The sequence below is a fragment of the Kocuria kalidii genome (assembly GCF_044462225.1).
Classification (GTDB): Bacteria; Actinomycetota; Actinomycetes; order Actinomycetales; family Micrococcaceae; genus Kocuria; species Kocuria kalidii.
The window spans coordinates 1-21,848 of the sequence record NZ_JBISWJ010000092.1; the positions used below are offsets into that span (position 1 = coordinate 1).

General features: G+C 75.0%; 23 protein-coding genes. 17 read left to right on the top strand and 6 right to left on the bottom strand.

Annotation, left to right across the window (positions count from 1 at the left end):
* Positions 1 to 51 precede the first annotated feature (51 nt).
* The gene (gene murA, locus ACH9D3_RS13630; RefSeq protein WP_396400294.1) at positions 52 to 1,329 is read left to right on the top strand and encodes a UDP-N-acetylglucosamine 1-carboxyvinyltransferase; all 1,278 of its coding nucleotides are present in this window, start codon (positions 52 to 54) and stop codon (positions 1,327 to 1,329) included.
* An 82-nt stretch (positions 1,330 to 1,411) separates the two neighbouring features.
* Here murA and ACH9D3_RS13635 read toward each other — a convergent pair whose 3' ends face one another.
* Together ACH9D3_RS13635 and nucS are read right to left on the bottom strand one after the other, a co-directional pair.
* Positions 1,412 to 1,615 (bottom strand): cold-shock protein, encoded by a 204-nt coding sequence (locus ACH9D3_RS13635; RefSeq protein WP_017833253.1) that lies wholly within the window; start codon positions 1,613 to 1,615, stop codon positions 1,412 to 1,414.
* A gap of 303 nt (positions 1,616 to 1,918) precedes the next feature.
* Positions 1,919 to 2,614 carry an endonuclease NucS gene (nucS, locus tag ACH9D3_RS13640; protein ID WP_396411347.1) on the bottom strand — a complete coding sequence of 232 codons (696 nt, stop codon included), beginning with the start codon at positions 2,612 to 2,614 and terminating at the stop codon, positions 1,919 to 1,921.
* Between the two features lie 73 nt (positions 2,615 to 2,687).
* On the opposite strand from nucS, the gene ACH9D3_RS13645 reads away from it, so the two are divergent.
* The 6 genes from ACH9D3_RS13645 to ACH9D3_RS13670 all read left to right on the top strand — a co-directional run bounded on the left by ACH9D3_RS13645 (position 2,688) and on the right by ACH9D3_RS13670 (position 9,287).
* Positions 2,688 to 3,029: an ATP/GTP-binding protein gene (locus ACH9D3_RS13645; RefSeq protein ID WP_396400296.1), complete on the top strand. Its 342-nt coding sequence runs from the start codon at positions 2,688 to 2,690 to the stop codon at positions 3,027 to 3,029.
* 251 nt (positions 3,030 to 3,280) lie between these two features.
* The gene (locus tag ACH9D3_RS13650) at positions 3,281 to 4,246 is read left to right on the top strand and encodes a tetratricopeptide repeat protein (RefSeq protein WP_396411348.1); all 966 of its coding nucleotides are present in this window, start codon (positions 3,281 to 3,283) and stop codon (positions 4,244 to 4,246) included.
* 206 nt (positions 4,247 to 4,452) lie between these two features.
* A complete protein-coding gene (locus tag ACH9D3_RS13655) occupies positions 4,453 to 5,310 on the top strand; it encodes an ABC transporter ATP-binding protein (protein ID WP_396400298.1) in 858 nt (285 codons plus the stop codon).
* Positions 5,292 to 6,950 carry a hypothetical protein gene (locus ACH9D3_RS13660; RefSeq protein WP_396411349.1) on the top strand — a complete coding sequence of 553 codons (1,659 nt, stop codon included), beginning with the start codon at positions 5,292 to 5,294 and terminating at the stop codon, positions 6,948 to 6,950. Before ACH9D3_RS13655 ends, ACH9D3_RS13660 begins: the two co-directional genes overlap by 19 nt.
* A gap of 80 nt (positions 6,951 to 7,030) precedes the next feature.
* The gene (locus ACH9D3_RS13665; RefSeq protein ID WP_396400300.1) at positions 7,031 to 7,366 is read left to right on the top strand and encodes a DUF3039 domain-containing protein; all 336 of its coding nucleotides are present in this window, start codon (positions 7,031 to 7,033) and stop codon (positions 7,364 to 7,366) included.
* Positions 7,367 to 7,484: 118 nt separating this feature from the next.
* Positions 7,485 to 9,287, top strand: coding sequence for a DEAD/DEAH box helicase family protein (locus ACH9D3_RS13670; RefSeq protein WP_396411350.1), 1,803 nt, complete (start codon positions 7,485 to 7,487; stop codon positions 9,285 to 9,287).
* Positions 9,288 to 9,363: 76 nt separating this feature from the next.
* Here the strand turns inward: ACH9D3_RS13670 and ACH9D3_RS13675 are convergent, their stop codons facing one another.
* A complete protein-coding gene (locus ACH9D3_RS13675) occupies positions 9,364 to 9,972 on the bottom strand; it encodes an isochorismatase family protein (protein ID WP_396400302.1) in 609 nt (202 codons plus the stop codon).
* 90 nt (positions 9,973 to 10,062) lie between these two features.
* Positions 10,063 to 11,412 carry a nicotinate phosphoribosyltransferase gene (locus ACH9D3_RS13680; protein WP_396411357.1) on the bottom strand — a complete coding sequence of 450 codons (1,350 nt, stop codon included), beginning with the start codon at positions 11,410 to 11,412 and terminating at the stop codon, positions 10,063 to 10,065.
* Between the two features lie 55 nt (positions 11,413 to 11,467).
* Here ACH9D3_RS13680 and clpS point away from each other — a divergent pair, with 55 nt between their 5' ends.
* From clpS to ACH9D3_RS13720, 8 genes are all read left to right on the top strand, one after another.
* A complete protein-coding gene (clpS, locus tag ACH9D3_RS13685; RefSeq protein WP_396400303.1) occupies positions 11,468 to 11,806 on the top strand; it encodes an ATP-dependent Clp protease adapter ClpS in 339 nt (112 codons plus the stop codon).
* Complete coding sequence (locus ACH9D3_RS13690) at positions 11,806 to 12,366, top strand: DUF2017 domain-containing protein (RefSeq protein ID WP_396400304.1); 561 nt, start codon at positions 11,806 to 11,808, stop codon at positions 12,364 to 12,366. The genes clpS and ACH9D3_RS13690 overlap by 1 nt, the downstream gene beginning before the upstream one ends.
* Positions 12,367 to 12,481: 115 nt before the next feature.
* The gene (murI, locus tag ACH9D3_RS13695) at positions 12,482 to 13,417 is read left to right on the top strand and encodes a glutamate racemase (RefSeq protein ID WP_396411351.1); all 936 of its coding nucleotides are present in this window, start codon (positions 12,482 to 12,484) and stop codon (positions 13,415 to 13,417) included.
* 61 nt (positions 13,418 to 13,478) lie between these two features.
* Positions 13,479 to 14,306 carry an MBL fold metallo-hydrolase gene (locus ACH9D3_RS13700; protein ID WP_396400306.1) on the top strand — a complete coding sequence of 276 codons (828 nt, stop codon included), beginning with the start codon at positions 13,479 to 13,481 and terminating at the stop codon, positions 14,304 to 14,306.
* Positions 14,307 to 14,362: 56 nt separating this feature from the next.
* Positions 14,363 to 15,148, top strand: coding sequence for a ribonuclease PH (gene rph, locus ACH9D3_RS13705; protein ID WP_396400307.1), 786 nt, complete (start codon positions 14,363 to 14,365; stop codon positions 15,146 to 15,148).
* Positions 15,141 to 15,785 carry an RdgB/HAM1 family non-canonical purine NTP pyrophosphatase gene (gene rdgB, locus ACH9D3_RS13710; protein ID WP_396411352.1) on the top strand — a complete coding sequence of 215 codons (645 nt, stop codon included), beginning with the start codon at positions 15,141 to 15,143 and terminating at the stop codon, positions 15,783 to 15,785. Before rph ends, rdgB begins: the two co-directional genes overlap by 8 nt.
* A gap of 28 nt (positions 15,786 to 15,813) precedes the next feature.
* The gene (locus ACH9D3_RS13715) at positions 15,814 to 16,680 is read left to right on the top strand and encodes a phosphotransferase family protein (protein WP_396400309.1); all 867 of its coding nucleotides are present in this window, start codon (positions 15,814 to 15,816) and stop codon (positions 16,678 to 16,680) included.
* A gap of 22 nt (positions 16,681 to 16,702) precedes the next feature.
* Positions 16,703 to 17,362 carry an exonuclease domain-containing protein gene (locus ACH9D3_RS13720; protein WP_396411353.1) on the top strand — a complete coding sequence of 220 codons (660 nt, stop codon included), beginning with the start codon at positions 16,703 to 16,705 and terminating at the stop codon, positions 17,360 to 17,362.
* Here the strand turns inward: ACH9D3_RS13720 and ACH9D3_RS13725 are convergent.
* Positions 17,331 to 18,464 carry an ADP-ribosylglycohydrolase family protein gene (locus ACH9D3_RS13725; protein ID WP_396411354.1) on the bottom strand — a complete coding sequence of 378 codons (1,134 nt, stop codon included), beginning with the start codon at positions 18,462 to 18,464 and terminating at the stop codon, positions 17,331 to 17,333. The genes ACH9D3_RS13720 and ACH9D3_RS13725 overlap by 32 nt on opposite strands.
* A 142-nt stretch (positions 18,465 to 18,606) precedes the next feature.
* Between ACH9D3_RS13725 and ACH9D3_RS13730 the strand changes: the two genes are divergently transcribed.
* Together ACH9D3_RS13730 and ACH9D3_RS13735 are read left to right on the top strand one after the other, a co-directional pair.
* Complete coding sequence (locus tag ACH9D3_RS13730) at positions 18,607 to 19,548, top strand: aquaporin (protein WP_396411355.1); 942 nt, start codon at positions 18,607 to 18,609, stop codon at positions 19,546 to 19,548.
* A gap of 103 nt (positions 19,549 to 19,651) precedes the next feature.
* Positions 19,652 to 20,959: an MFS transporter gene (locus tag ACH9D3_RS13735; RefSeq protein ID WP_396400313.1), complete on the top strand. Its 1,308-nt coding sequence runs from the start codon at positions 19,652 to 19,654 to the stop codon at positions 20,957 to 20,959.
* Positions 20,960 to 21,007: 48 nt separating this feature from the next.
* Here ACH9D3_RS13735 and ACH9D3_RS13740 read toward each other — a convergent pair whose 3' ends face one another.
* Complete coding sequence (locus ACH9D3_RS13740; RefSeq protein ID WP_396411356.1) at positions 21,008 to 21,748, bottom strand: MBL fold metallo-hydrolase; 741 nt, start codon at positions 21,746 to 21,748, stop codon at positions 21,008 to 21,010.
* Positions 21,749 to 21,848: the final 100 nt, after the last annotated feature.

Genomic DNA, 21,848 nt, shown 5'->3' on the forward strand with positions numbered 1-21,848 from the left:
CCGTCCCCGGGTTCCCGCGGGAGCCCCGGTGAGACCCGCCCAGGAGCGTGGATGGAAGAGAAGATCGTCGTGCACGGACCCACCGCGGTCAACGGCCGGCTGCGCGTCTCCGGCGCCAAGAACAGCGTGCTGAAGCTGATGGCGGCGACGCTGCTGGCCGAGGGCGAGTCCACCATCACCAACGTCCCGGAGATCCTGGACGTCACGATCATGGCCGAGCTGCTGCGGCGGCTCGGCTGCGCCGTCTCCTATGAGCGGTCCGAGAAGATCGTCCGGATCGACGTCCCGGCCGTCCTGCACCACCAGGCGGACTACGACCTGGTCCGGGCGATGCGCGCGTCGATCTCCGTGCTCGGGCCCCTCGTGGCCCGGTGCCGCGTGGCCGAGGTCGCGCTGCCCGGCGGGGACGCCATCGGCTCCCGCGGCCTGGACATGCACCGTGCGGGCCTCGAGGCGATGGGGGCGGTGCTGCAGATCGAGCGCGGCTACCTCGTCGCCTCCGTGCCGCAGGTCCTGCGCGGCACGCACTTCCGCCTGGACTACCCCTCCGTGGGCGCCACGGAGAACCTCATGATGGCCGGCACCCTGGCCGAGGGCACCACCGTCATCGACAACGCGGCCCGGGAGCCGGAGATCGTCGACATCGGACGGATGCTGCAGGCCATGGGTGCCCGGATCGAGGGGCTGGGCACGAGCACCGTCACGGTCGACGGCGTGCAGTCCCTGCGCCCCGTCGAGCACCGGACCGTGCCGGACCGGATCGTGGCCGGTACGTGGGCCTTCGCCGCGGCCGTGACCGGGGGGACGGTGGAGATCGAGGGCGCGGAGCCGGGGCACCTCACCGTGGTGCTGGACAAGCTGCGCTCCGCCGGCTGCCGGGTGGACACGGACGGGGGCCGCCTGGTGGTGGCCGGGCCGCGGCGCCCGCGCGCGATCAACGTGTCCACGCTGCCCTATCCCGGCTTCCCCACCGACCTGCAGCCGTTCGTGGTGGCCCTCAACGCCGTCGCCGAGGGCTCCGGCATGGTCACCGAGAACGTGTTCGAGGCGCGGTGGGGCTTCACGGCCGAGCTGGAGCGGCTCGGGGCGAGCGTCCGCCTCGACGGCCACCACGCCCTGGTGTCGGGGATGCCGTCGCTCTCGGGAGCACCCGTGGAGGCCATGGACATCCGGGCGGGCGCGGCCCTCGTGATCGCCGGGATGGCCGCCGTCGGCACCACGGACGTGGCCGGCGTCCAGCACGTCGACCGCGGCTACGAGCACTTCGTGGAGCAGCTCTGCTCGGCCGGGGCCGCCGTGGAGCGGCACGTGGTCGGCACCGGGCGCTGAACCGGCGGACCCTTGGCACGCAGGAGCCCCGCACCCGGGAACGGGTGCGGGGCTCCTGCTCAGCAGATGCGCGGGAAGCGGATCAGATGAGCGTGACGCCGGTGGCCTGCGGGCCCTTCTGGCCCTGACCGATCTCGAACTCGACGCGCTGGTTCTCCTCGAGGGTGCGGAAGCCGCCCGACTGGATCTCCGAGTAGTGGACGAAGACGTCCGAGTCGGAGTCGTCGGGGGTGATGAAGCCGAAGCCCTTTTCGGCGTTGAACCACTTGACGGTGCCCTGGGCCATGAAGATCTCTCCTTGCGAGATGGTGCGAAACGTGTGCACAGGTCGTGCACGGAAGGGCGGTACCACGAGATGAGCCGAGGGCCGAGGCCTCCTGTCCCGGAGGGCGGAGGACAAGGTCCGGGTCGAACGTCACGCTCGCTTACCCGTTCTGCGAGCATGCAAAACATGGAACGAAGAACACGCTCAGCTTCACACACTCCCCGGGGACGGTCAACGTTGTTCGCCTGCTGATCATCCCGTGTTGCCGGCCGTCCGCCGGCCGCGTGGGCCGGGTACACCCGCGGAGGTGTGCTCGGGAGAGGCTCAGAACAGGCGCGCGTCGCTGTCGTCGAGCCCGCGCATCTCGTCGTAGTCGAGGGTCAGGCACACGATGCCCCGGTCCTCGGCGAGCACCCGGGCCTGTGGCCTGATGAGCTGCGCGGCGTACACCCCGCGCACGGGCGCCAGGAGCGGATCGCGGTTGAGCAGCTCCAGGTACCGGGTGAGCTGCTCCACGCCGTCGATGTCCCCGCGGCGCTTGAGCTCGACGGCCACGGTGGCACCGGCGGCGTCGCGGGCCAGGATGTCGACCGGCCCGATCGCGGTGGGGTACTCGCGCCGGACGAGGGTGTGCCCGGAGCCCAGCCGGTGGATCTGCTCGGCGAGCAGGCGCTGGAGGTCCGCCTCGACCCCGTCCTTCACCAGCCCGGGATCCGTGCCCAGGTCGTGGGAGACGTCCTCGTGGATCTCGAAGACCTGGATGACCAGGCGGTCGTCGCTCTTGGCGGCCTGGACGGTCCACGTCTGCAGCACGCCCTCGGCCGCGAGGTCCGCCCCGGGCTCGCCCACGTGCAGGCGCGCGGGCGGGCTCATCCAGTTCAGGGGCTTGTAGCTCCCCCCGTCCGAGTGCACGAGCACGGAGCCGTCGGCCTTGACGACGAGGAGACGGCGGGCGGCGGGCAGGTGGGCGCGCAGACGCCCTTCGTAGTCGACGGAGCAATCGGCAATGACGAGACGCACGGGCCCCAGCCTAGCGCTCCGGAGGGGTCCGCCCGGTCCCGGGAGGGCGGTGCGCGTGTGAGAGGATGACGCCGTGCCACGGTCCAACCACTCCTCGCGGCGCCGCCGCGGCGGCCCCGGCACCGGCCCGCGCGCCAGCAAGTGGCAGCGCGGTGCGGCGCAGGAGCCGTGGCCGGTCGAGCGGGTCCTGGAACCGGCCCCCACGGTGGAGCGCGCCGGGGACGGGGACTGGATGGTCCGCCACGTGCGGCCCGCCAACGCGGTCAAGACCTACACCTGTCCGGGCTGCGGCCGGCCCGTGGCCCCGGGCACCGCACACCTCGTCGTGTGGCAGCAGGACTCCCTGCTCGGGGCGCGCAGCGCCTTCGAGGACCGCCGCCACTGGCACGAGCGGTGCTGGCGCACCCGCCGCTGAGCCGCAGCCGCGGATCCCGTCGCCGTGGAGCCGTGCCGGACGGGAGCGGTCACGCCGGAAGCGGACACACGGCCGCGGCGGTGGCCGCGCCGCCCCCCGACGGTCGATAATCGATGCGAGACCCGCGGCACCCACCGGGTGCCGTCCCGCCGTCGGCGCAGCCCGTCGACCCCGACCACCGAACCAGGCCCCCGGCACCGCGGGGCCGAGCGGGCCGACCGGCCCCTCGTCGAGTTCCCAGGAGACGCCCCGTGAACGAGTTCCAGCACCAGCAGCCGCGCAGCACCGCCGAGACCGCTCCGCCCCCGCAGGACGAGGCGCTGCCCGCGTCGGTGCGGGGAGCGGTGGACCTGGGGGCCGTTCCCCCCGCCGGGACCGGCACCCCGCCCGCCGGCCGGGAGGGGCAGGCAGGCGGGTACCGCCGGGAGGTGACGGCGGCCGACTTCCAGGACGTCGCCCAGCTCTCCACCCAGGTCCCCGTGGTCTTCTCCCTGTGGGCCGGCTTCAGCCAGCAGTCGGTGGCGTTCACCGACACCCTGGAGCAGGTCGTCGACCGCTACCGGGGGCGGATGCTGCTGGCCTCCGTGGACGCCGAGGCGGCCCCCGAGATCGCCCAGATGTTCCAGGCCCAGTCCGTGCCCACGGTGGTGGCGCTGCTCGGCGGACGCCCCGTCCCGCTGTTCAATTCGACGGTCCCGCCCGAGCAGGTGGCCGAGGTCCTGGACGAGCTCCTCGCGCTCGCCGAGCAGAACGGGATCACGGGCGCCGTGGAGCCCGGGCGCACGGACGACGAGCCCGAGCCGCTGCCCCCGCTGCACCAGGAGGCCGTGGACGCCCTCGAGGCCGGTGACCTCGACACCGCCGAGGCCGCGTACCGCAGGGCGATCGCGGAGAACCCCGGGGACCGGGAGGCGAAGCTCGCCCTCGCCCAGGTGCACCTGCTCCAGCGCGTGCTGCCGATGGACGCCGCGACGGTCCGCGCCGAGGCCGCGTCCGCGCCCGACGACGTGGCGGCCCAGCTGGCGGTCGCCGATCTCGACGTCTCGGGCGGTCACGTCGAGGACGCGTTCCGGCGGCTGCTGGACCTCGTGCGACGGAGTGCGGGGGAGGACCGCGACGCCGTGCGGCTGCGGCTGCTCGAGCTCTTCGACGTGGTGGGGGCCGAGGACCAGCGCGTCGTCACCGCCCGCGGCGCCCTGATGCGCGCGCTCTTCTGAGTCCTCGCTCCGGCGGGCCTCCCGCCGGACGCACCCGGCGCGCCGTCCCGACGGTGCGCCCGGCCGCGGCCACCGTCCGGGAGCGCCGTGCCACCGGGGCGGTCCGTCCGGGTCCGCCGCGCGGCGGAGCACCCGTCCGGCCGGGGAACGGGCCGTCCGCCGCGCGCCGGAGGCGGGGCGGGCCCGGCCCTGCCTACGCTGGTGCCATGAGCCACCAGCACCGCCCGCAGCCCGTTCCCGTCCGGTCCGCCGGTCCGGTGCCGGACGCCCCCGCGCCGCCCGCCGACGAGCGGCCGGCACTGGGCGTGCGCGGTCTCGTCAGGGTCTTCGGCCGCCCGGGCGGTCCCGAGGCGAAGGTGGCAGTGGACCGCGTGGACCTCGACGTCCCCCGCGGCTCCTTCTTCGGGCTCGTGGGGCGCAACGGCGCCGGCAAGACCACGATGCTGTCCATGGCGACCGGCCTGCTCCGCCCCACGGCGGGCCGCGTCCGCGTGGCCGGCGTCGACGTGTGGGCCGAGCCCCGGCGGGCCAAGCAGCTCATGGGCGTGCTCCCGGACGGCCTGCACCTGTTCGACCGGCTCACGGGACGCCAGCTCGTCACCTACTCGGGCCTGCTCCGCGGCATGGACCGGGAGGTCGTGGCGGAGCGCACCGAGGACCTGCTGCGCGCCATGGACCTGGTGGCCGACGCCGGGACGCAGGTCCAGGACTACTCCGCCGGCATGACCAAGAAGATCGCACTGGCCGGCGCCCTCATCCACGCCCCCAGCCTGCTGGTCCTGGACGAGCCGTTCGAGTCGGTCGACCCGGTCTCCGCCGCGAACATCCGCGAGATCCTGCACGGGTTCGTGGCCGCCGGCGGGACGGTGGTCGTGTCGAGCCACGTCATGGACCTCGTGCAGCGGATGTGCGACCACGTCGCCGTCATGGACCAGGGGCGGGTGCTGGCCGCCGGGACGGTCGACGACGTCCGGGCCGGGGCCACGCTCGAGGACCGGTTCGTCGAACTCGTCGGCGGGCGCCGGGACACGGGGGAGGGCCTGTCGTGGCTGCGCCCGGAGTGAGCCCCGGCCTGGCCCCGGCCCCGGAGGCCCTCGCGCCCGTCCGTGCGGGCACGGCCGCCCTCGCCCGGCGCCTCGTGGGGCTCAAGGCGCGGATCCTCGTCAACACCCTGACCCGCAGCACCTGGGTGCTCGTGGGGACCGTGCTGGGCGCCGCCTACTTCCTGTTCCTGCTCGGCCTGGCCGTGGTCGCCCTGTTCCTCCTCGGGCGCCAGGACCTGTCCCTGGTGCGCACGGTCCTCGTGCTCGCCGGCACGGCGGCGACGCTGGCGTGGTGGCTGCTGCCCGTCCTGGCGGCGCGCGCCGACGCGACGCTGGACCCGGCCCGCCTCGCCCTGTTCCCGCTCTCCGTGGGCCAGATCCAGTGGGGCCAGGGGCTCGGCGCCCTCGTCGGCGTCCCGGGCGCGCTCACGACCGTCGCGCTCCTCGCGGCGGCGGGCTCCTGGCGGTCGTCGCCGGCCGCGCTGCTCGCGGCCGTCCTGTGCCTGCCGCTGGCCCTGGCGCTGGTGATCACGGGCTCCCGCTGCGTCACGGCCCTCGCGACCGGTCTCGGCCGCCGCCGGCGGCTCACCGAGCTGATCTCGCTGGCCGCGCTCGTGGGCCTCGTGCTGCTCGGGCCGATCTTCACGGGCCTGCTCAGCGGGCTGGAACGGCTCTGGGACCGGCTGCCCCAGTACGCCGGGGTGCTCGCCTGGACGCCCGTCGGGGCCGTCTGGGCCATCCCGGCGGACGTCGCCGCGGGAGACTGGGGGGCCGCCGCCGCCCGGCTCACGGTCACCGTGCTGACGCTCCTCGCCCTCGTCGTCCTCTGGCGGGTCGCGCAGGAGCGGGCCCTGACCAGCGCGTCCGGCGGTCGGACCGCCGCACCCCGGGGCGAGGGGGCCGCCGGCGCGGGGCTGTTCGACCGCGCGCCCCGGAGCCCGTGGGCCGCCGTCGCGGTCCGGTGCCTCGTCTACTGGTTCCGGGACCCGCGCTACGCCGCCGGCCTGCTCGTCATCCCCGCCCTCGTCGTGCTCGTCTGGTTCTCCCGGGACCCCGGCGGCGGGAGCTTCTTCCTCTACGCCCTCGGCCCCCTGATCGCGGCCCTGCTCGCGTACCAGATCTCGGGCGACGTGTCCTACGACAACACGGCGCTGCACCTGCACGTCCTGTCGGGCGTCCGGGGCGTGCACGACCGCGCGGGCCGGGTGCTCGCGCTGGTCGTCATCGCCGTGCCGCTCACCGCCCTCGGGCTGCTGCTGCCGTTCGCGGTCGAGGGCCGCTGGGAGCTGCTGCCCGGGATCACGGGCACCGCCCTCCTCGCGCTGCTGGGCGGGGCGGGCCTGTCCTCCGTGATGTCCGCCCGGTACACCTATCCCGTGGCCCCGCCCGGGGCGTCCCCCCTGAAGACGCCGCAGGGCTTCACCGTGCTCAACGTGCTGGTGCAGTTCGTGGCGCTCGGACTGATCCTCGTGCTCGTGCTGCCGGCGGCGGTGCCCCTCGTCGTCCAGGTCCTGACCGGCGACGTCGTCTGGGGCTGGACGGCGCTCGCCGCCGGGGCGCTGCTCGGACCGCTGCTCTGCTGGGGCGGGATCGTCCTGGGCGGGCGCTGGTTCGACCGGCGGGCCCCGGAGCTCCTCCAGGAGGTCGCCCAGTTCCGCTGAGCAGGACGGCCGGGCCGGAGCCCGCAGCCGGGGCGCGGGCGCCGTCCCGCCGGTCGGCGGGAACGGGGTAAAGTGGCGCCATGCATGTCTCAGCGGCGACCACCGGCACCCCCACGAACCGACGGGGCGACAGCCCCCACGGCACCGACCCGGCGCAGCCGGCCGGCGGCACGTCGACGATCGAGCGCGAGGAGACCAGGGAGGTCCAGGAGCCGGGCGACCACGAGCGCTTCGCGCACTACGTGCGCAAGGAGAAGATCATGGAGTCCGCCCTCTCCGGCGACCCCGTCATCGCCCTGTGCGGCAAGGTCTGGGTCCCGGGCCGGGACCCGCAGCGGTTCCCGGTGTGCCCCACCTGCAAGGAGATCTACGACGGCCTGCGCCCCGCGAACGACCAGGGCGACGGACAGGGCTGAGCACCGCCCCCGAGGAAGCGCCCGCCGCCGGCGGGCGCTTTTGCGTGGCCCGGCGCCGCGACCCGCATCCACCGCGTCCACGAGGCCGCGGGACCACGAGCGAAAGGACGTCGCCAGAGTGTCCCAGGACGACCAGCTGTCCTTGTTCGGCGCAGCCGCCGCCGACCTCCCCCCGGCCTATCCCGACCGCGCCGCCTGGGGCACGGCGCCCAAGCTGCGCGCCTGGCAGGCGGAGGCGCTGCAGCGCTACTTCGAGACGCAGCCCCGGGACTTCATGGCCGTCGCGACCCCCGGCGCCGGCAAGACGACCTTCGCGCTGCGGGTGGCCAAGGAGCTCTTCGACCGGGGCACCGTCAACCGGATCACCGTGGTGACGCCCACGGACCACCTCAAGCGGCAGTGGGCGGACGCCGCGGCCCGCGTGGGACTGGCGATCGACCCGAACTTCAAGAACGCGGACGGCTCCCACGGCCGGGACTACCTGGGGGCGGCCGTGACCTACTCGCAGGTGGCGATGAAGCCGCTCCTGCACCGGGCCCGCACCGAGGCCGGCCGGACGCTGGTGATCATGGACGAGATCCACCACGCCGGGGACTCGCTGACGTGGGGCGACGGGCTGCAGGAGGCCTTCGACCCGGCCGCCCGCCGGCTCGCCCTGACCGGCACGCCCTTCCGTTCGGACACCGCGCCCATCCCGTTCGTGCGCTACCGGGAGGACGGGGACGGGATCCGCCGCTCGAGCGCCGACTACACCTACGGCTACGGCGACGCGCTCCAGGACCACGTGGTCCGGCCCGTGCTCTTCCTCGCCTACTCGGGACAGATGCGCTGGCGCACCAGCGCGGGGGAGGAGATGGCCGCTGAGCTCGGGGAGGGCTTCACCAAGGACATCACGGCCCACGCCTGGCGCACCGCCCTCGACCCGGACGGGCAGTGGATCCCCTCGGTGCTCCAGGCCGCGGACCAGCGGCTCACGGAGGTGCGGCGCGCCGTGCCCGACGCCGGGGCGATGGTCATCGCGACCGACCACCAGGACGCGAAGGCCTACGCCGCGCAGCTGCGCCGGATCACCGGCGAGAACCCCACCGTGGTGCTCTCCGACGACAAGGGCGCCTCGGACCGGATCGACGAGTTCTCGGCGGGGGACAGCCGCTGGATGGTGGCCGTGCGCATGGTCTCCGAAGGGGTCGACGTCCCCCGCCTCGCCGTGGGCGTCTACGCGACGTCGACGTCCACCCCCCTGTTCTTCGCCCAGGCGGTGGGCCGCTTCGTGCGTGCCCGCAGGCGCGGGGAGACGGCCTCCGTCTTCCTGCCGTCCGTGCCCGCGCTGATGCAGCTCGCCAACGAGATGGAGGCCGAGCGGGACCACGCCCTCGACAAGCCCGCCGCGGAGGAGACGGGACTGCCCGCGGACCCCCTCGAGGAGGGCTGGGACGACGAGCTGCTGGAGGAGGCCAACCGCGAGGACAAGGCCTCCGCGGCCCTCGCCCGGGGCCGGTTCGAGGCCATCGGCTCGGACGCGTCCTTCCACGGCGTGCTCTTCGACGGGGGCGCCTTCGGCGGCGGCGTGGCGGTCGGCTCCGACGAGGAGGCCGACTTCCTCGGCATCCCGGGCCTGCTCGAGGCCGACCAGGTCTCGGCGCTGCTGCGGGAGCGGCAGTCGCAGCACGCCCGCAGGCGCTCGGGCACGGTCGGTGCGCCGGAGGCGCCGGCGGTCCCCGACCACCGGCGGCTGAAGGAGCTGCGCGCCACCCTGTCCAAGAACGTCTCGGCGTGGGCGTCGCGCACCGGCACCCCGCACGGCGTCGTGCACAACGAGCTGCGCCGCGTGTGCGGCGGACCCGCGGTGGCCCAGGCCAACGAGGCGCAGCTGCAGGCGAGGGTCAGGAAGCTGCAGGACTGGTTCGTCGGCCGCAAGTGAGCCCTGCCCCGGCACGGTCCGCCCGTTCCCGGGCGGACCGTGCCGGGGCAGGGCCGCCGGGACGGGCCGTGCGGGATCAGGACCGGACGATCTCGACCCCGGCCTCGGCCATCTCCCGCAGCGCGCGCTCCGTGCTCTCCCGGTCGACGCCCGCGGTGAGGTCCACCAGCACGCGGGTGTCGTAGCCGGCCTCGACGGCGTCCAGGGCGGTCGCCCGCACGCAGTGGTCGGTCGCGAGGCCCACGACGTCCACGGCCTCGATCTCGTGCTCGCGCAGCCAGTCGTCGAGGCTCACGTCGGGCTCCTCGACGTCCTCGCCGTCGCCCGTCGGCACGTCGGCGTCCGGGGCGAGCAGCCCCTCGAAGCCGGAGTAGGCGGCGTCGTGCTCCCCCTTGCGGAACCAGGCCTGGATCCAGTCGGTGTCCAGGTCGGGGTGGGTGTGGGCACCGTGGGAATCGGCGACGCAGTGCACGGGCCAGGAGTCCACGTAGTCCGGCCGGTCGGAGAAGTGCGCGCCGGGGTCCACGTGCCAGTCCTGGGTGGCCGCGACGGCGGCGTAGTCCCCGTGGTGGTCCTCGAGGTGCTCGGACACGGCGGAGGCCACCTCCGCGCCCCCCGTGACGGCCAGCGAGCCGCCCTCGCAGAAGTCGTTCTGCACGTCGACGACGATCAGTGCGGTCCTCATGGTGTTCCTCCTTCTGTTCGGTCTCTTCGGTCTGTTCGGTGGGATCCTCCTGCCGGGCTGCTCCCGGTGGCTCGCTCCGTCCGGCGCCGGTCAGGCCGGGGCACCGGGCCCCAGCACCGTCGGGATCACGGGGTCGCCCTCGCTGAGCCGCCGGGCCGAGCGCGGCAGCTCGGCCACGGACGCCGCGTGCCGCGCCCGGGCCCGGGCCACCCCGGCGGGTCCGGTCCAGCCGTCGAGCACCTCGCCGTCGCGGACGAGGTCCTCCAGCAGCGCCCGGTCGTCCCCGTCGCCCTCGGCCGCCGGGCCGACCCCGACGATCTCGTGCGTCGCCGTGCCCGAGCCGTCCCGGCGTCGCAGGGCGTGCTTGCGCCCGCCCACGGACACCTTGCCCCGGGCGGTCTTCGCCACGGGCCGCAGCTCGCCGGAGGAGTCCTCGCGGGCCACCAGCTTGTAGACCATCGACGACGTCGGTGCCCCCGAGCCCGTGACCACGCGCGTGCCCACGCCGAACGCGTCGACGGGCGCGGCGTTGAGGGACGCGATCGCGTACTCGTCGAGGTCCGAGGTGACGGTGATGCGGGTGTCCGGGTTGCCGAGCTCGTCGAGGAGCTCCCGCACCCAGGCGGCCTGGGTCACGAGGTCGCCCGAGTCCAGGCGCACCCCGCCGAGTTCGGGGCCCGCGAGCTCCACGGCCTTCCGGACGGCGGCCTCGACGTCGTAGGTGTCGACGAGCAGGGTGGTGTCCCGGCCCATGGACTGCAGCTGGGCGCGGAAGGCGTCCTCCTCGGAGTCGTGCAGGAGCGTGAAGGAGTGGGCGGCCGTCCCGACGGTCCGGAGCCCGTAGCGGAGACCCGCCTCGAGGTTCGACGTCGAGTCGAAGCCGCCGATGACGGCCGCGCGGGCCGCCGCGACCGCGGCCTCCTCGTGGGCGCGCCGGGAGCCCATCTCGATGCACGGCCGCCCCGCGGCGGCACCCACCATGCGGGAGGCGGCCGAGGCCACGGCGCTGTCGAAGTTCAGCACCGAGAGGAAGTACGTCTCGAGCACGCACGCCTCGGCGAAGGTGGCCTCCACCACGAGCAGCGGCGAGGAGGGGAAGTAGGCCTCGCCCTCGGCGTAGCCGGTGATCGAGCCGGTGAACCGGAAGCCGGCGAGATGGTCCAGGGTGGCGCGGTTGACCACGCCGGTGTCGGCCAGGAAGCGCAGCTGCTCGTCGCCGAAGCGGAAGCTCTCGAGTCCCTCCAGGAGGCGCCCGGTGCCCGCCACCACGCCGTAGCGGCGACCGGCGGGCAGCCGGCGGGCGAAGACCTCGAACACGCCGCGCCGCTGCGCGGTGCCCGCGTGCAGGGCGGCCTGCAGCATGGTGAGCTCGTAGTGGTCGGTCATGAGGGACGTGGGCGGCGGGGCCCACGCGTGGCTGCGCTGGTTCACGGGCACCACTCTAGCCACGCCGTCGGTGCGCCCGCCGTCCGTTCCTCGCTACGATGGACGGACCATGCACCGCGCTATCCCCGCCGCCGCCCGACCCGCGGCCACCGTCGCCCCGGAGACCGGCACCCGGCCCACCGGCGCGACGTCCGTGGCCGCCGAGACCGCACGCCCCTGGAACGTGGTGGTGTGGGACGACCCCGTGAACCTCATGAGCTACGTCACCTACGTGTTCCGCTCCTACTTCGGCTACCCGGAGGACAAGGCCCGGTCCCTGATGCTCGAGGTCCACCACGAGGGCCGCTCCGTGGTGGCCAGCGGATCCCTCGAGGAGGCGGAGACGCACACCGCGGCCATGCACGGGTTCGGGCTCTGGGCCACCTTCGAGCAGGCGGGGGGCAGCTGATGGCGCAGGGCTTCCGGTCCACCCGGAAGGGCATCACGGCCCGGTTCGAGGACGCGGAGAAGGAGCTGCTGCAGAAGCTGTTCGCGGACGTCGCCCAGGCGCTCGCCCCGGAGGAGCCGGTCTCGGAGGACTCGCTCGAACGGATGCTCGGGGTGTCCGGCGGTGCCTCCGTCCCGGACGACTCCGCGCTGCGGCGCCTGCTGCCCGACGGCAGCCTGGACCCCGAGCGGGCCGCCGAGTTCCGCCGGTACACGGAGCGGGGGCTGCGGGAGGCCAAGATGGGCGTGCTCAAGCAGGCCGCCCTCGCGCTGGAGGCGCAGCCCGTGCGGCTGGCCCCGGAGGACGCGCAGGCCTTCGGACAGGCCCTCAACGACGTCCGGCTGGTGCTGGCGGACCGTCTCGGGATCCAGGACGAGGCGGACGCCGAGCGGGTGGGGCGCTACGACGACTGGTCCGCGATCGAGGACGTCGAGACGTACATGTCGCTGCTCTACAACTTCGTCTCCTGGCTCCAGGAGACCCTCATGGAGGCGCTCCTCCACGACCTCCCCCGCGACTGACCAGTGACGACACCGCGGTGGGCCCCCGCACGGGCCCGGGCTGCCGCGCCTCACGACGGCGCGCCCGCGGTGGGGTTTGGGGCGGTGGCACGCCCGGGACTACGCTCTTGTCGATATGCAGGATGACGACGTCTTCGGATCCGGCGGCCGAGCCCCCCGGCGCCCCAACCCCGGTTCACCCATCGGCGTGTTCGACTCCGGGGTGGGCGGCCTCACCGTGGCCCGCTCCATCATCGACCAGCTGCCCCACGAGGAGATCGTCTACGTGGGGGACACCGCCCACGGACCCTACGGGCCGCTGCCCATCGCGGAGGTCCGGGCGCACGCCCTGCGGATCATGGACGAGCTCGTGGACTCCGGGGTCAAGCTGCTGGTGATCGCCTGCAACACGGCGTCGGCCGCCGTCCTGCGGGACGCGCGGGAGCGCTACACCCGGGTCTACGGGATCCCGGTGGTCGAGGTCATCCAGCCTGCGGTGCGGCGCGCGGTGTCCTCGACCCGCAACGGGCGGATCGGGGTCATCGGCACGGAGGCGACGATCGGCTCCCGGGCCTACGACGACACGTTCGCCGCCGCGCCCCACCTGCGGATCGACTCGGTGGCCTGCCCGGCCTTCGTCGACTACGTGGAGGCGGGCATCACCACGGGCCCCGGCCTCCTGGCCACGGCACAGGGCTACCTCGGCCCCCTCCGGGACGCCGACGTGGACACCCTGGTCCTCGGCTGCACCCACTACCCCCTGCTCACCGGGGTCATCTCCTACGTCATGGGCGACAGCGTGACCCTGGTCTCGAGCGCGGAGGAGACCGCCAAGGACGTCTACCGCGCCCTGGTCGGGCACGGTCTCGAGCGGGATCCGCAGCTGCCCGCCCGCCACGAGTTCCTCGCCACCGGGGAGGCCGCGTCCTTCGAGGTCCTCGCCCGGCGGTTCCTGGGCCCGGAGGTCGCCCGCGTCCGGCACACGAGCTCCGTGGCCGAGCAGTACCCCACGGGGTCGCTCGCGCGGATCACCCCGGAGATGATCGGGGGCGCCGGCCCGTCCGCTCCCTGAACAGTCCCGCGGCCGGTGCGGCCGCCCGTCCCACCGGTTCTCCCTGGAAGGCCCCTCGCCCATGAAACTCACGATCGTCGGATGCACCGGCTCCTTCGCGGGCCCGGACTCCCCGGCCTCCTGCTACCTCGTCAGCGGCGAGGACGCCGAGGGCCGGACGTGGCGCATCCTGCTGGACATGGGCAACGGCGCCCTCGGGGTGCTGCAGCGCCACATGGACCTGCACGACATCGACGCCGTGCTGGTCAGCCACCTGCACCCGGACCACTGCATCGACCTGGCCGGGCTGCACGTGGCGATCAAGTGGGATCCCCGGGGCTGGGGGCGGGACCCGGTCCCGCTGTGGGCGCCCTCGGGCCTGCACGACTACCTCAGCAGCACCCACGGGCTCCCCCCGGAGCCGGGCATGCACGGGGAGTTCGACTTCCACACCTGGGTCCCCGAGGAGCCGGTGCAGGTCGGACCGTTCTCGATCACGCCCTTCGCGGTGGAGCATCCGACCCCCGAGCCGTACGCCCTGCGGATCGACTACGACGGCGCCACGGGCCCCAGCACCCTCGCCTACTCGGGGGACACCGACGCGTGCGAGGGACTCGTGCTCGCCGCCCGGGGCGCCGACGTCTTCCTCTGCGAGGCCGCCTACCACGAGGGCCGCGACGACGCGCTGCGCGGCATCCACCTCACCGGCCGGCGCGCCGCGGAGGCCGCCCGGGACGCCGGGGTGCGCCGGCTGCTGCTGACGCACCTGCCGGTGTGGAACTCCCCGGAGCGGGCCGTCGAGGAGGCCCAGGCGGTCTTCGAGGGGCCGATCGGGGTGGCCGAGCCCGCCCGCACGTACCAGATCGTCCGCCGCGGCAGCGGCCGTCCCGCGGCCGCCGTCGGCCCGTGAGCCCCGGCGCTGCAGGACCGGCCGACGGCGGCGTGGCGAGGGGTAGGGTGGAGCACATGGATTCCCCCGTCGACCAGACCGCACCGTCCGTCTCGACCACGGGGGTGACCCGCTCGGACGGCCGGTCGCCCGGCGAGCTGCGGCCCATCACCATCACCCGCGGCTGGTCCCAGCAGGCGGAGGGCTCCGCCCTCGTCGAGTTCGGCAGCACCCGGGTGCTGTGCACCGCGTCCGTGACCGAGGGCGTGCCGCGCTGGCTCAAGGGGGAGGGCCGCGGCTGGGTGACCGCCGAGTACGCGATGCTTCCGCGCGCCACGTCCACCCGGTCCGCCCGCGAGTCCGTGAAGGGCAAGATCGGCGGGCGCACCCACGAGATCTCCCGGCTCATCGGCCGGTCCCTGCGCTCGGTCATCGACCTCTCCGCTCTCGGGGAGAACACCGTGGTCCTCGACTGCGACGTCCTCCAGGCCGACGGCGGCACCCGCACCGCGGCCATCACCGGCGCCTACGTGGCCCTGGCCGAGGCTATCGGCTGGGCGCGGGCCGAAGGACTGATCGCCCGCCGCGCCCAGCCGCTCACCGACACCGTGGCCGCCGTGTCCGTGGGCATCATCGACGGCGTGCCGATGCTCGACCTCCCGTACGTCGAGGACGTCCGGGCCGAGACCGACATGAACGTGGTGGTCACCGGGTCCGGCGACTTCGTGGAGGTGCAGGGGACGGCCGAGGGCGCCCCCTTCGACCGTGCCGAGCTCGACGCCCTGCTCGACCTCGCGCTCGCCGGCTGCGCCCAGCTGACCCAGATCCAGGTCGAGACGCTGCGCGAGGGCGACGATGGGTGAGCACGACGGCGCACGACTGGTGCTGGCCACCCACAACCAGGGGAAGCTGGCCGAGCTGCGGGACCTGATCGCGGCCGCGCTGCCTGCGGCGGACGTCGGACGACTCGTGGTGGACGCCGCCACGGCCGGCGCCCCCGACGTGGTCGAGGACGGCACGAGCTTCGAGGCCAACGCCCTGCTCAAGGCCCGCTCCGCGGCGGCCGCGACCGGGCTGATCGCCGTGGCCGACGACTCGGGCCTGGCCGTGGACGTCCTCGGCGGGGCCCCCGGGATCTTCTCCGCGCGCTGGTCCGGCCGGCACGGCGACGACGCCGCGAACCTCCGGCTGCTGCTCGACCAGCTCTCCGACGTCCCCGACGCCCACCGCGGCGCGCAGTTCGTGTGCGCCGCGGCGCTCGTGACCCCGGACGGGACCGAGCACGTCGAGACCAGTGCGCTGCGCGGCGTGCTGCTGCGCGAACCCACCGGGAACGGCGGCTTCGGCTACGACCCCGTGTTCCGGCCCGACGGGCTCGACCGGTCCTGCGCCGAGCTCACGCGTGCGGAGAAGAACGCCATCAGTCACCGCGGGCGCGCGCTGCGGGCCCTGCTGCCGCACCTGGTGGCCGCCCTCGACCCTGCTTCCCTCACCGACTGACCCGCGTCCGAACCGAGGATGTTGCCCGATGCCCTGGTCGCAGCTCCACCACCTGCCGTTCGCCGGTGCCGTCGAGGCCGTCCTGCGCGAGGCCGGCACGGGCGCCGACCCCAGCCAGTGGGAGGTGCACGCGGGCGGATCCGCCCACGTGGTGGTGAACGTGGGCCACACGATCTCCGTGCGCATCGCCAAGAACGCCACCGTCTGCGAGCACGTCGAGCGCCGCACCGAGGTGCTGCGGCGGCTGCCCCGCTTCTCGTTCGCCACCCCCCGCCCGCTCACCGGCGTGGTGGTCTCCAACGGCTACACCGGGGTGGGCCTGACGTGGCTGCCCGGTCACCCGCACCAGCCCGGGCACGGCGACCCGGCCGTGCTGCACCGGGTGCTGACCGAGCTGGCGGAGGTCGACACCGCCGGCTTCGCCCGCTACCTCGACCGGCCCGGCCAGCACTGGGGCGGCCACCGCCGCCGGCACGTGCTCCTCGACGAGGTCATCCCGCGGCTGCTGCCCCGGAACCAGGACGCCGCGCTGCGGGCCGTCACCGAGCTCGCCTCCCTGCCCACCGTGGTGCCGACCCTCGTGCACGGGGACCTCATGGGGCACAACATGCTGTGGGACGGGGACGAGCTCACGGGCATCATCGACTGGGACCACGCCTGCCTCTCCGACCCCGCGCACGACGCCGCGTCCCTCGGCCTGTGGTACGGCTGGGACACCCTGCGCTCCGCCGTCTCGGAGAGCGTCTACGAGCGGGCCCGGCTGCACGCGCGCACCTTTCCCCTGCAGGCCGTCGCGTACGCGCTGCACCACGACCTCGACACGGCCCAGGTCAACCAGTCCATCGCCCGGGCCGACGACTGGATCGAGGTCAACCTGCGCGGCGCCCATGCCTGAGCGCGCACAGTAGGCTGTTCCGGTGCCGTTCCCCGCGTCCCCCGCCCCGACCGCTGTCCCGACCGCCGTCCGGACCCGTCCGGACCCGTCGTCCCTCGCGTTCACCGCCATCGACTTCGAGACCGCCAACCGCTTCCTCGGCTCCCCGTGCGCCGTAGGACTCGTGCGGGTCCGCGGCGGCAGGGTGGTGGAGGAGCGTTCCGCGTACATGCGCCCCCCGCGGACCCGGGGGACCTTCGACCCCGGGAACACGCGCATCCACGGGATCACCGAGGGCACGGTCGCGGACCACCCGGTCTTCGAGGAGCTCTGGCCGCGGATCGAGGAGTGGATCCTCGCGGAGAACCCCGACGAGCTCGTGGTGGCGCACAACGCGGCCTTCGACATGGGCGTCATCCGAGCGGCGTGCGCCGAGACGAACACCCCGCACGCCCCGCTGGCGTACGCGTGCAGCCTCGCACTGGCGCGGCGCGGCTACGACCTGCCGTCCTACGCGCTGCCGCGTGCCGCCGAGGCCGCAGGGGTGCCGCTGCGCAACCACCACGACGCCCTCGAGGACGCCCGGGCGTGCGCTGGGATCGTGGTGGACCTGGTCCGCCGCTCCGGGGCGGGCACCGTGGAGCAGCTCCTCGCCGGGGCCGGACTGGGCGTCAGGCGGCTGACGGCGCCCCCACTTCCCTGAGCCAGCGGTCGGCCGTCCCCGCCACCGCGTCCCGGGCGTCCAGCCGGGCCGTCCACTCCGGCGGCAGGGCGGCCGTCCCGAGGGCCGCGCCCGTGACGGCACCCGCGACCGCCCCCGCCGCGGCGCCGTCGCGGCCGGTCGCCAGGGCCACCGCGCGGCGGAACACGGTCTGCGGGTCCCGGCCGTGCGGGTCCCCGGCCTCGGCGGCCAGGGCGGCGCAGAGCCCGATCGCGAGGGCCTCCGGGGCCGACCGGCCGGCGCCGAGCAGCCGGGTGAGGTCCTCCGGGTCGAGGGTCTCCTGCTCGGCGGCGCGCACGGCGTCGCCGAGCCGCTCGAGGGTCTCGGCCACCGGGCGGGTGAGGTTCCCCGCGGTCTCGCGCGCGGCGGCCACGGCCGCGGCCACCGGGCGCTCCACGCCCTCTCGGCGGGCCCGCACGGCGGCGTGGACGACGAAGCCCTGCACGGCCGCCGCGGTCTGCGCCTCCGGGTGGCCGTGGGTCACGGCCGCCCCGTTGATGGCCAGCGGCGCCAGCGTCCGCCAGCCCACGTGCGGGAGCAGCCCGTACGGCACCGAGCGCGGCACCGTGCCGCAGCCTTTCGCCTCCGGCAGCAGCGGGCGCTCGACCTCGCCCATCCGGCCGGTCCGCAGGGCCTCCAGCGCCGTGTCGTCGGGCTCGCGCGCAGTGTGCAGGGCCTCCTGCTCGTCGATCGGGCGGGGCAGGGGACGCGGTGCCTCGGCCGGGTGGGGTCCGCCCCGGGCGCGCAGCCAGCGCAGGTAGGCCAGCCACAGACAGGCGGTCTCGTCGGCCGCGTGGCCCTGGTTGGCCCACTCGACGACCTCCTGCAGGGCGTCCAGGGTATAGAGCGTCAGCTGGGTGCTGCCGGAGATCCGCAGCACCGTGGTGGCGTCGCCGGTCTCCCGGCGGCCGCTCGGGGACTCGGCTCCGTGCGACGGGGCGGGAGGGCGGCGCCCGTCGGAGCGGGCGAGGGAGCCGAGAGCATCCCCGAGGGCTCCGCCCAGCAGGGCCGCGCGCACGGAGTCGGCGTACTCGGGCCAGCCCGGGTCGAGGCCGGTGTCGGGGAGGAGCAGGGGAGCGGGCATGCGGTCAGTGTAGTCGGGGCCCGGCGGCGCCCGGCGCGGCAGCGGCCGCCCTCCCGGGGACTGTGGTTGCATGGCACGGGCGCCCGGCGCCCCCTCCGCCACGGCACCCCACCGTGTCGCCCCGATCCCCGAGGAGAGCTCCATGAGTCAGCACGTTCCCGGCACCGCCGAGGGCACCGACGTGGGCATCGGCGCCCACGGCGTCGACCACCGGGACACCCCTGCCGTCCCCGGCGCGGAGGGTCTCGCGGCGCCGGTGCCCGTCGCCGCGCGCAAGGACTCCGTGCCCGCCGGTGCGCCGGAGGGCGCGTCCGCCCCCGCACGCTGGGCCGCCGAGTTCGCCGGCACCGCGCTGCTGGTCTTCGCCGGTCTGGGCACGGGCATGTTCGCGACCGAGGTCATCGACTCCGCCCTGGGCTTCGGCCTCGGCCTGCTCGCGGCGATGGTCGCCTTCGGGCACGTCTCGGGAGGGCACTTCAACCCCGCCGTGACGCTCGCCGCGGTCGTGGCCGGGCGCACCCCCGCGCGGGACGGGGCGGGCTACGTGCTGGCCCAGGTCCTCGGCGCGCTGGCCGCCGCGGGCGTGCTGCGGGCCGTGCTCGTCACGCTGCTGGACTCCTCGACCACCGCCCAGGTCCTCGGCGCGGTCTCCAACGGTTTCGGCGAGAACTCCACGTCCCAGGCCGGGTGGACCACCGTGCTCCTGGTCGAGTTCGTGGCGACCGCCCTGTTCGCCCTCGTGGTGCTGGGCTCGACCGCACCGCGGGCCAACGCGGTGCTCGCGCCCGTGGCCATCGGGGCGGCCTTCGTGTTCCTGCTCACGATCACCGCCCCGTTCGACGGCGGATCGCTGAACCCGGCCCGCTCCACGGGCGCCGCCGTGGTCGCGGGGACGTCCCACCTGCCCCAGCTGTGGCTGTTCTGGGCGGCCCCGCTGCTGGGCGGGCTCGTCGCCGGTCTGGTCCACCGCTCGGCGGACCTCCTCCGTCCGCGCCGCAGCGCCGGGGCGGGGTCCGCGCCCGGGAGGACGACGGCCTCGACCGACCCGGCGGCCCCGGAGGACCCGACCGCCCGGGAGGAGTGAGGCCGCGGCCCTGCCCGGGCGGGCGACGACTTCCGTCGCCGCCCGCAGGGCGGGGCTAGGCTGTTCCTGCCCGTCCGCCGTCGGAAGGAAGCGGAGAACCCTCGTGACCAGCACGCGCGCCGCCCAGCCCCTCGGGGGCTTCGGCACGGCCGGCCGCTCGCCCCTCGCCGACTCCCGCGAGCTCGCCGCGGTCAGCGGGGCACTGTACCCCGTGCTCACCCTGCTGGTGCGGCTGCCGCAGACGATGGTGCCGCTCGGTGTGCTGACCACGGTTGCGCTGATCTCGGGGTCGCCGGCCCTGGGCACCCTGTGCGCGGCCGCCGTGACCCTCGGCTCGGCCCTGTGCGGGCTGGCCATGGGCGCCGCCGCGTCGTGGCGCCGCCGGCAGCTCGGCCTCGTGCTGCTCACCCTCGTCAATCCGCCGGCCGTGTGGTGGCTCGTGCGCATGCTGCCGGACCTCTCCGCCGACGCGGACGCCGAGCCCGCGCAACTGGTGCTCCCGTGCCTGCTCGCCGGCCTCGTGCTCCCGCAGATGGGCGTCGCGTGCCGCCTGCGCTGGTGGTCGCTGCTGGGCCGGGACGCGCGCGAGGACCTGTTCGACACCGCGCTGCGCCACGAGAGCGTGATGGACTCCCTGGCCACCGTCCTGGCGGCCGCGGTGACCGGCCTCGTCGCGGTGACCCTGGGACCCGTCTCCGTGCTGGTGCTCGCAGCGACCCTCACGCTGGTGGGCACCACCGTGTTCCTGCTGCACTCCTCGGCGCGCGCGCCGGCCGGGCCCGTCCACGTCCTGCCGCGCGTCCCGCCCGCGCCGTCACGGGCGGGTCGGCGGAGGCGGCGCCGGACGCGTCAGCTCCGGCTGCTCCCCGTGGTGGGCATGGCCGCCCTGGGCTCCTTCGTGGGAGCGACCCTCGGAGCGGTCGTCGTCTTCACGACCGCCGTGGACACGGTCGTCTCGGTCAGCTGGCTGTACGCGGTCTCCGGCCTCACCTCGGCGCTGGCGGCGGTGGCCGCGTCGACCCGCACCGAGGCGATGCGGCTGTGGAACCGCTGGGTGGCGGCGGCCGCCGGGGCCGTCCTCGCCGCCATGCTGCTGACGATCCCCGACGACTCCGTGGGGATGGTGGTCGTGCTGGCACTGGCCGGGCTGACCACGGGGCCGTGCCTGGTGGCGGTCTACGAGATCGCCCGTCTCGTGGCCCCGAGCTCCCGCGTCACGGCCCTGACCACGCTGATGACCGCGGCCATGAGCCTGGGACTGACCGTGGGCCTGGCCCTGTCCGGGTGGTCGGGGGAGACCTGGGGCTACCGGACCGCGGCGCTCGTGCCGGTGGTCTCTGCGGCGGTGCTGCTCGCCACCGCCCTGGGCTTCGTCCACCGCTGGCGGCGCACCGTTCCCGCGGATCTCTGAGGATCCGGGCCCGCCGGGCCCGGAGTCCCGGGCCCGGCGGAGCGCAGCTCAGTGGCCCCGGTCGATCCACTCCTGCAGGTGCGGGGCCTCGGTCCCGATCGTGGTCGGGTCCCCGTGGCCGGTGAGCACCTCCGCTGAGCCCGGCAGGGTGAGCAGCCGGTCGCGGATGGAGTCGACGATCGTGGGGAAGTCCGAGTAGGACCGGCCGGTGGCGCCGGGGCCGCCCTGGAAGAGGGTGTCGCCGGAGAACAGCACTCCGCCCTCGCCCAGCTCCGGGGCCCAGAAGCACACCGAGCCGGGGGAGTGGCCCGGGGTGTGCAGCGCGGTCAGCGTCGTCCCGGCCACGGTGAACCCGTCCCCGTCGGCGATCCGGGCGTCGAAGGGCGTGGCGGGGTAGACCTGCTCCCACAGCACCGTGTCGTCCGGGTGCAGGTGGATCTCGGCACCCACCTGTCCGGACACCTCCTTGACCGACCTGATGTGGTCGTCGTGGGCGTGGGTCAGCAGGATCGCGCGCACGGTCCGCCCGGCCACGGCCTCCACCACGGCCTGCGGGTCGTGCGCCGGGTCGATCACGACGCACTCGTCGTCGTCGCCGACGATCCACACGTTGTTGTCCACCGGCCACGTCCCGCCGTCGAGGGAGAACGTCCCCGAGGTCACCAGCCGGTCGATGCGGACCCGGCCGCTGCCGCCGGTGCGGCGGGAGGGGACGGCGCCGTGATCGGCGGGATGGGCCCGCTCCCGGTCCGGGAGGGCGTCGCCGTCGTGACCGTCGACGGGGCTCATCGGTCGATCTCCACGACGGAGCGCAGCACGGTGCCGGCCTTCATCTTGGCGAAGGCCTCCTCGACGTCGCCCAGACCGATGCGCTCGCTCACGAACCCGT

What these genes read in the sequence shown, in the direction of transcription:
- ACH9D3_RS13700 (WP_396400306.1), top strand. Translation starts at nt 13,479, where the DNA reads ATGAAACTCACGATCGTCGGATGCACCGGCTCCTTCGCGGGCCCGGAC.
- rdgB (WP_396411352.1), top strand. Translation starts at nt 15,141, where the DNA reads ATGGGTGAGCACGACGGCGCACGACTGGTGCTGGCCACCCACAACCAG.
- ACH9D3_RS13725 (WP_396411354.1), bottom strand. Translation starts at nt 18,464, where the DNA reads ATGCCCGCTCCCCTGCTCCTCCCCGACACCGGCCTCGACCCGGGCTGG.
- ACH9D3_RS13740 (WP_396411356.1), bottom strand. Translation starts at nt 21,748, where the DNA reads ATGAGCCCCGTCGACGGTCACGACGGCGACGCCCTCCCGGACCGGGAG.
- murI (WP_396411351.1), top strand. Translation starts at nt 12,482, where the DNA reads ATGCAGGATGACGACGTCTTCGGATCCGGCGGCCGAGCCCCCCGGCGC.
- ACH9D3_RS13675 (WP_396400302.1), bottom strand. Translation starts at nt 9,972, where the DNA reads ATGAGGACCGCACTGATCGTCGTCGACGTGCAGAACGACTTCTGCGAG.
- ACH9D3_RS13715 (WP_396400309.1), top strand. Translation starts at nt 15,814, where the DNA reads ATGCCCTGGTCGCAGCTCCACCACCTGCCGTTCGCCGGTGCCGTCGAG.
- ACH9D3_RS13635 (WP_017833253.1), bottom strand. Translation starts at nt 1,615, where the DNA reads ATGGCCCAGGGCACCGTCAAGTGGTTCAACGCCGAAAAGGGCTTCGGC.
- ACH9D3_RS13665 (WP_396400300.1), top strand. Translation starts at nt 7,031, where the DNA reads ATGCATGTCTCAGCGGCGACCACCGGCACCCCCACGAACCGACGGGGC.
- murA (WP_396400294.1), top strand. Translation starts at nt 52, where the DNA reads ATGGAAGAGAAGATCGTCGTGCACGGACCCACCGCGGTCAACGGCCGG.
- rph (WP_396400307.1), top strand. Translation starts at nt 14,363, where the DNA reads ATGGATTCCCCCGTCGACCAGACCGCACCGTCCGTCTCGACCACGGGG.
- ACH9D3_RS13690 (WP_396400304.1), top strand. Translation starts at nt 11,806, where the DNA reads ATGGCGCAGGGCTTCCGGTCCACCCGGAAGGGCATCACGGCCCGGTTC.
- ACH9D3_RS13655 (WP_396400298.1), top strand. Translation starts at nt 4,453, where the DNA reads ATGAGCCACCAGCACCGCCCGCAGCCCGTTCCCGTCCGGTCCGCCGGT.
- clpS (WP_396400303.1), top strand. Translation starts at nt 11,468, where the DNA reads ATGCACCGCGCTATCCCCGCCGCCGCCCGACCCGCGGCCACCGTCGCC.
- ACH9D3_RS13730 (WP_396411355.1), top strand. Translation starts at nt 18,607, where the DNA reads ATGAGTCAGCACGTTCCCGGCACCGCCGAGGGCACCGACGTGGGCATC.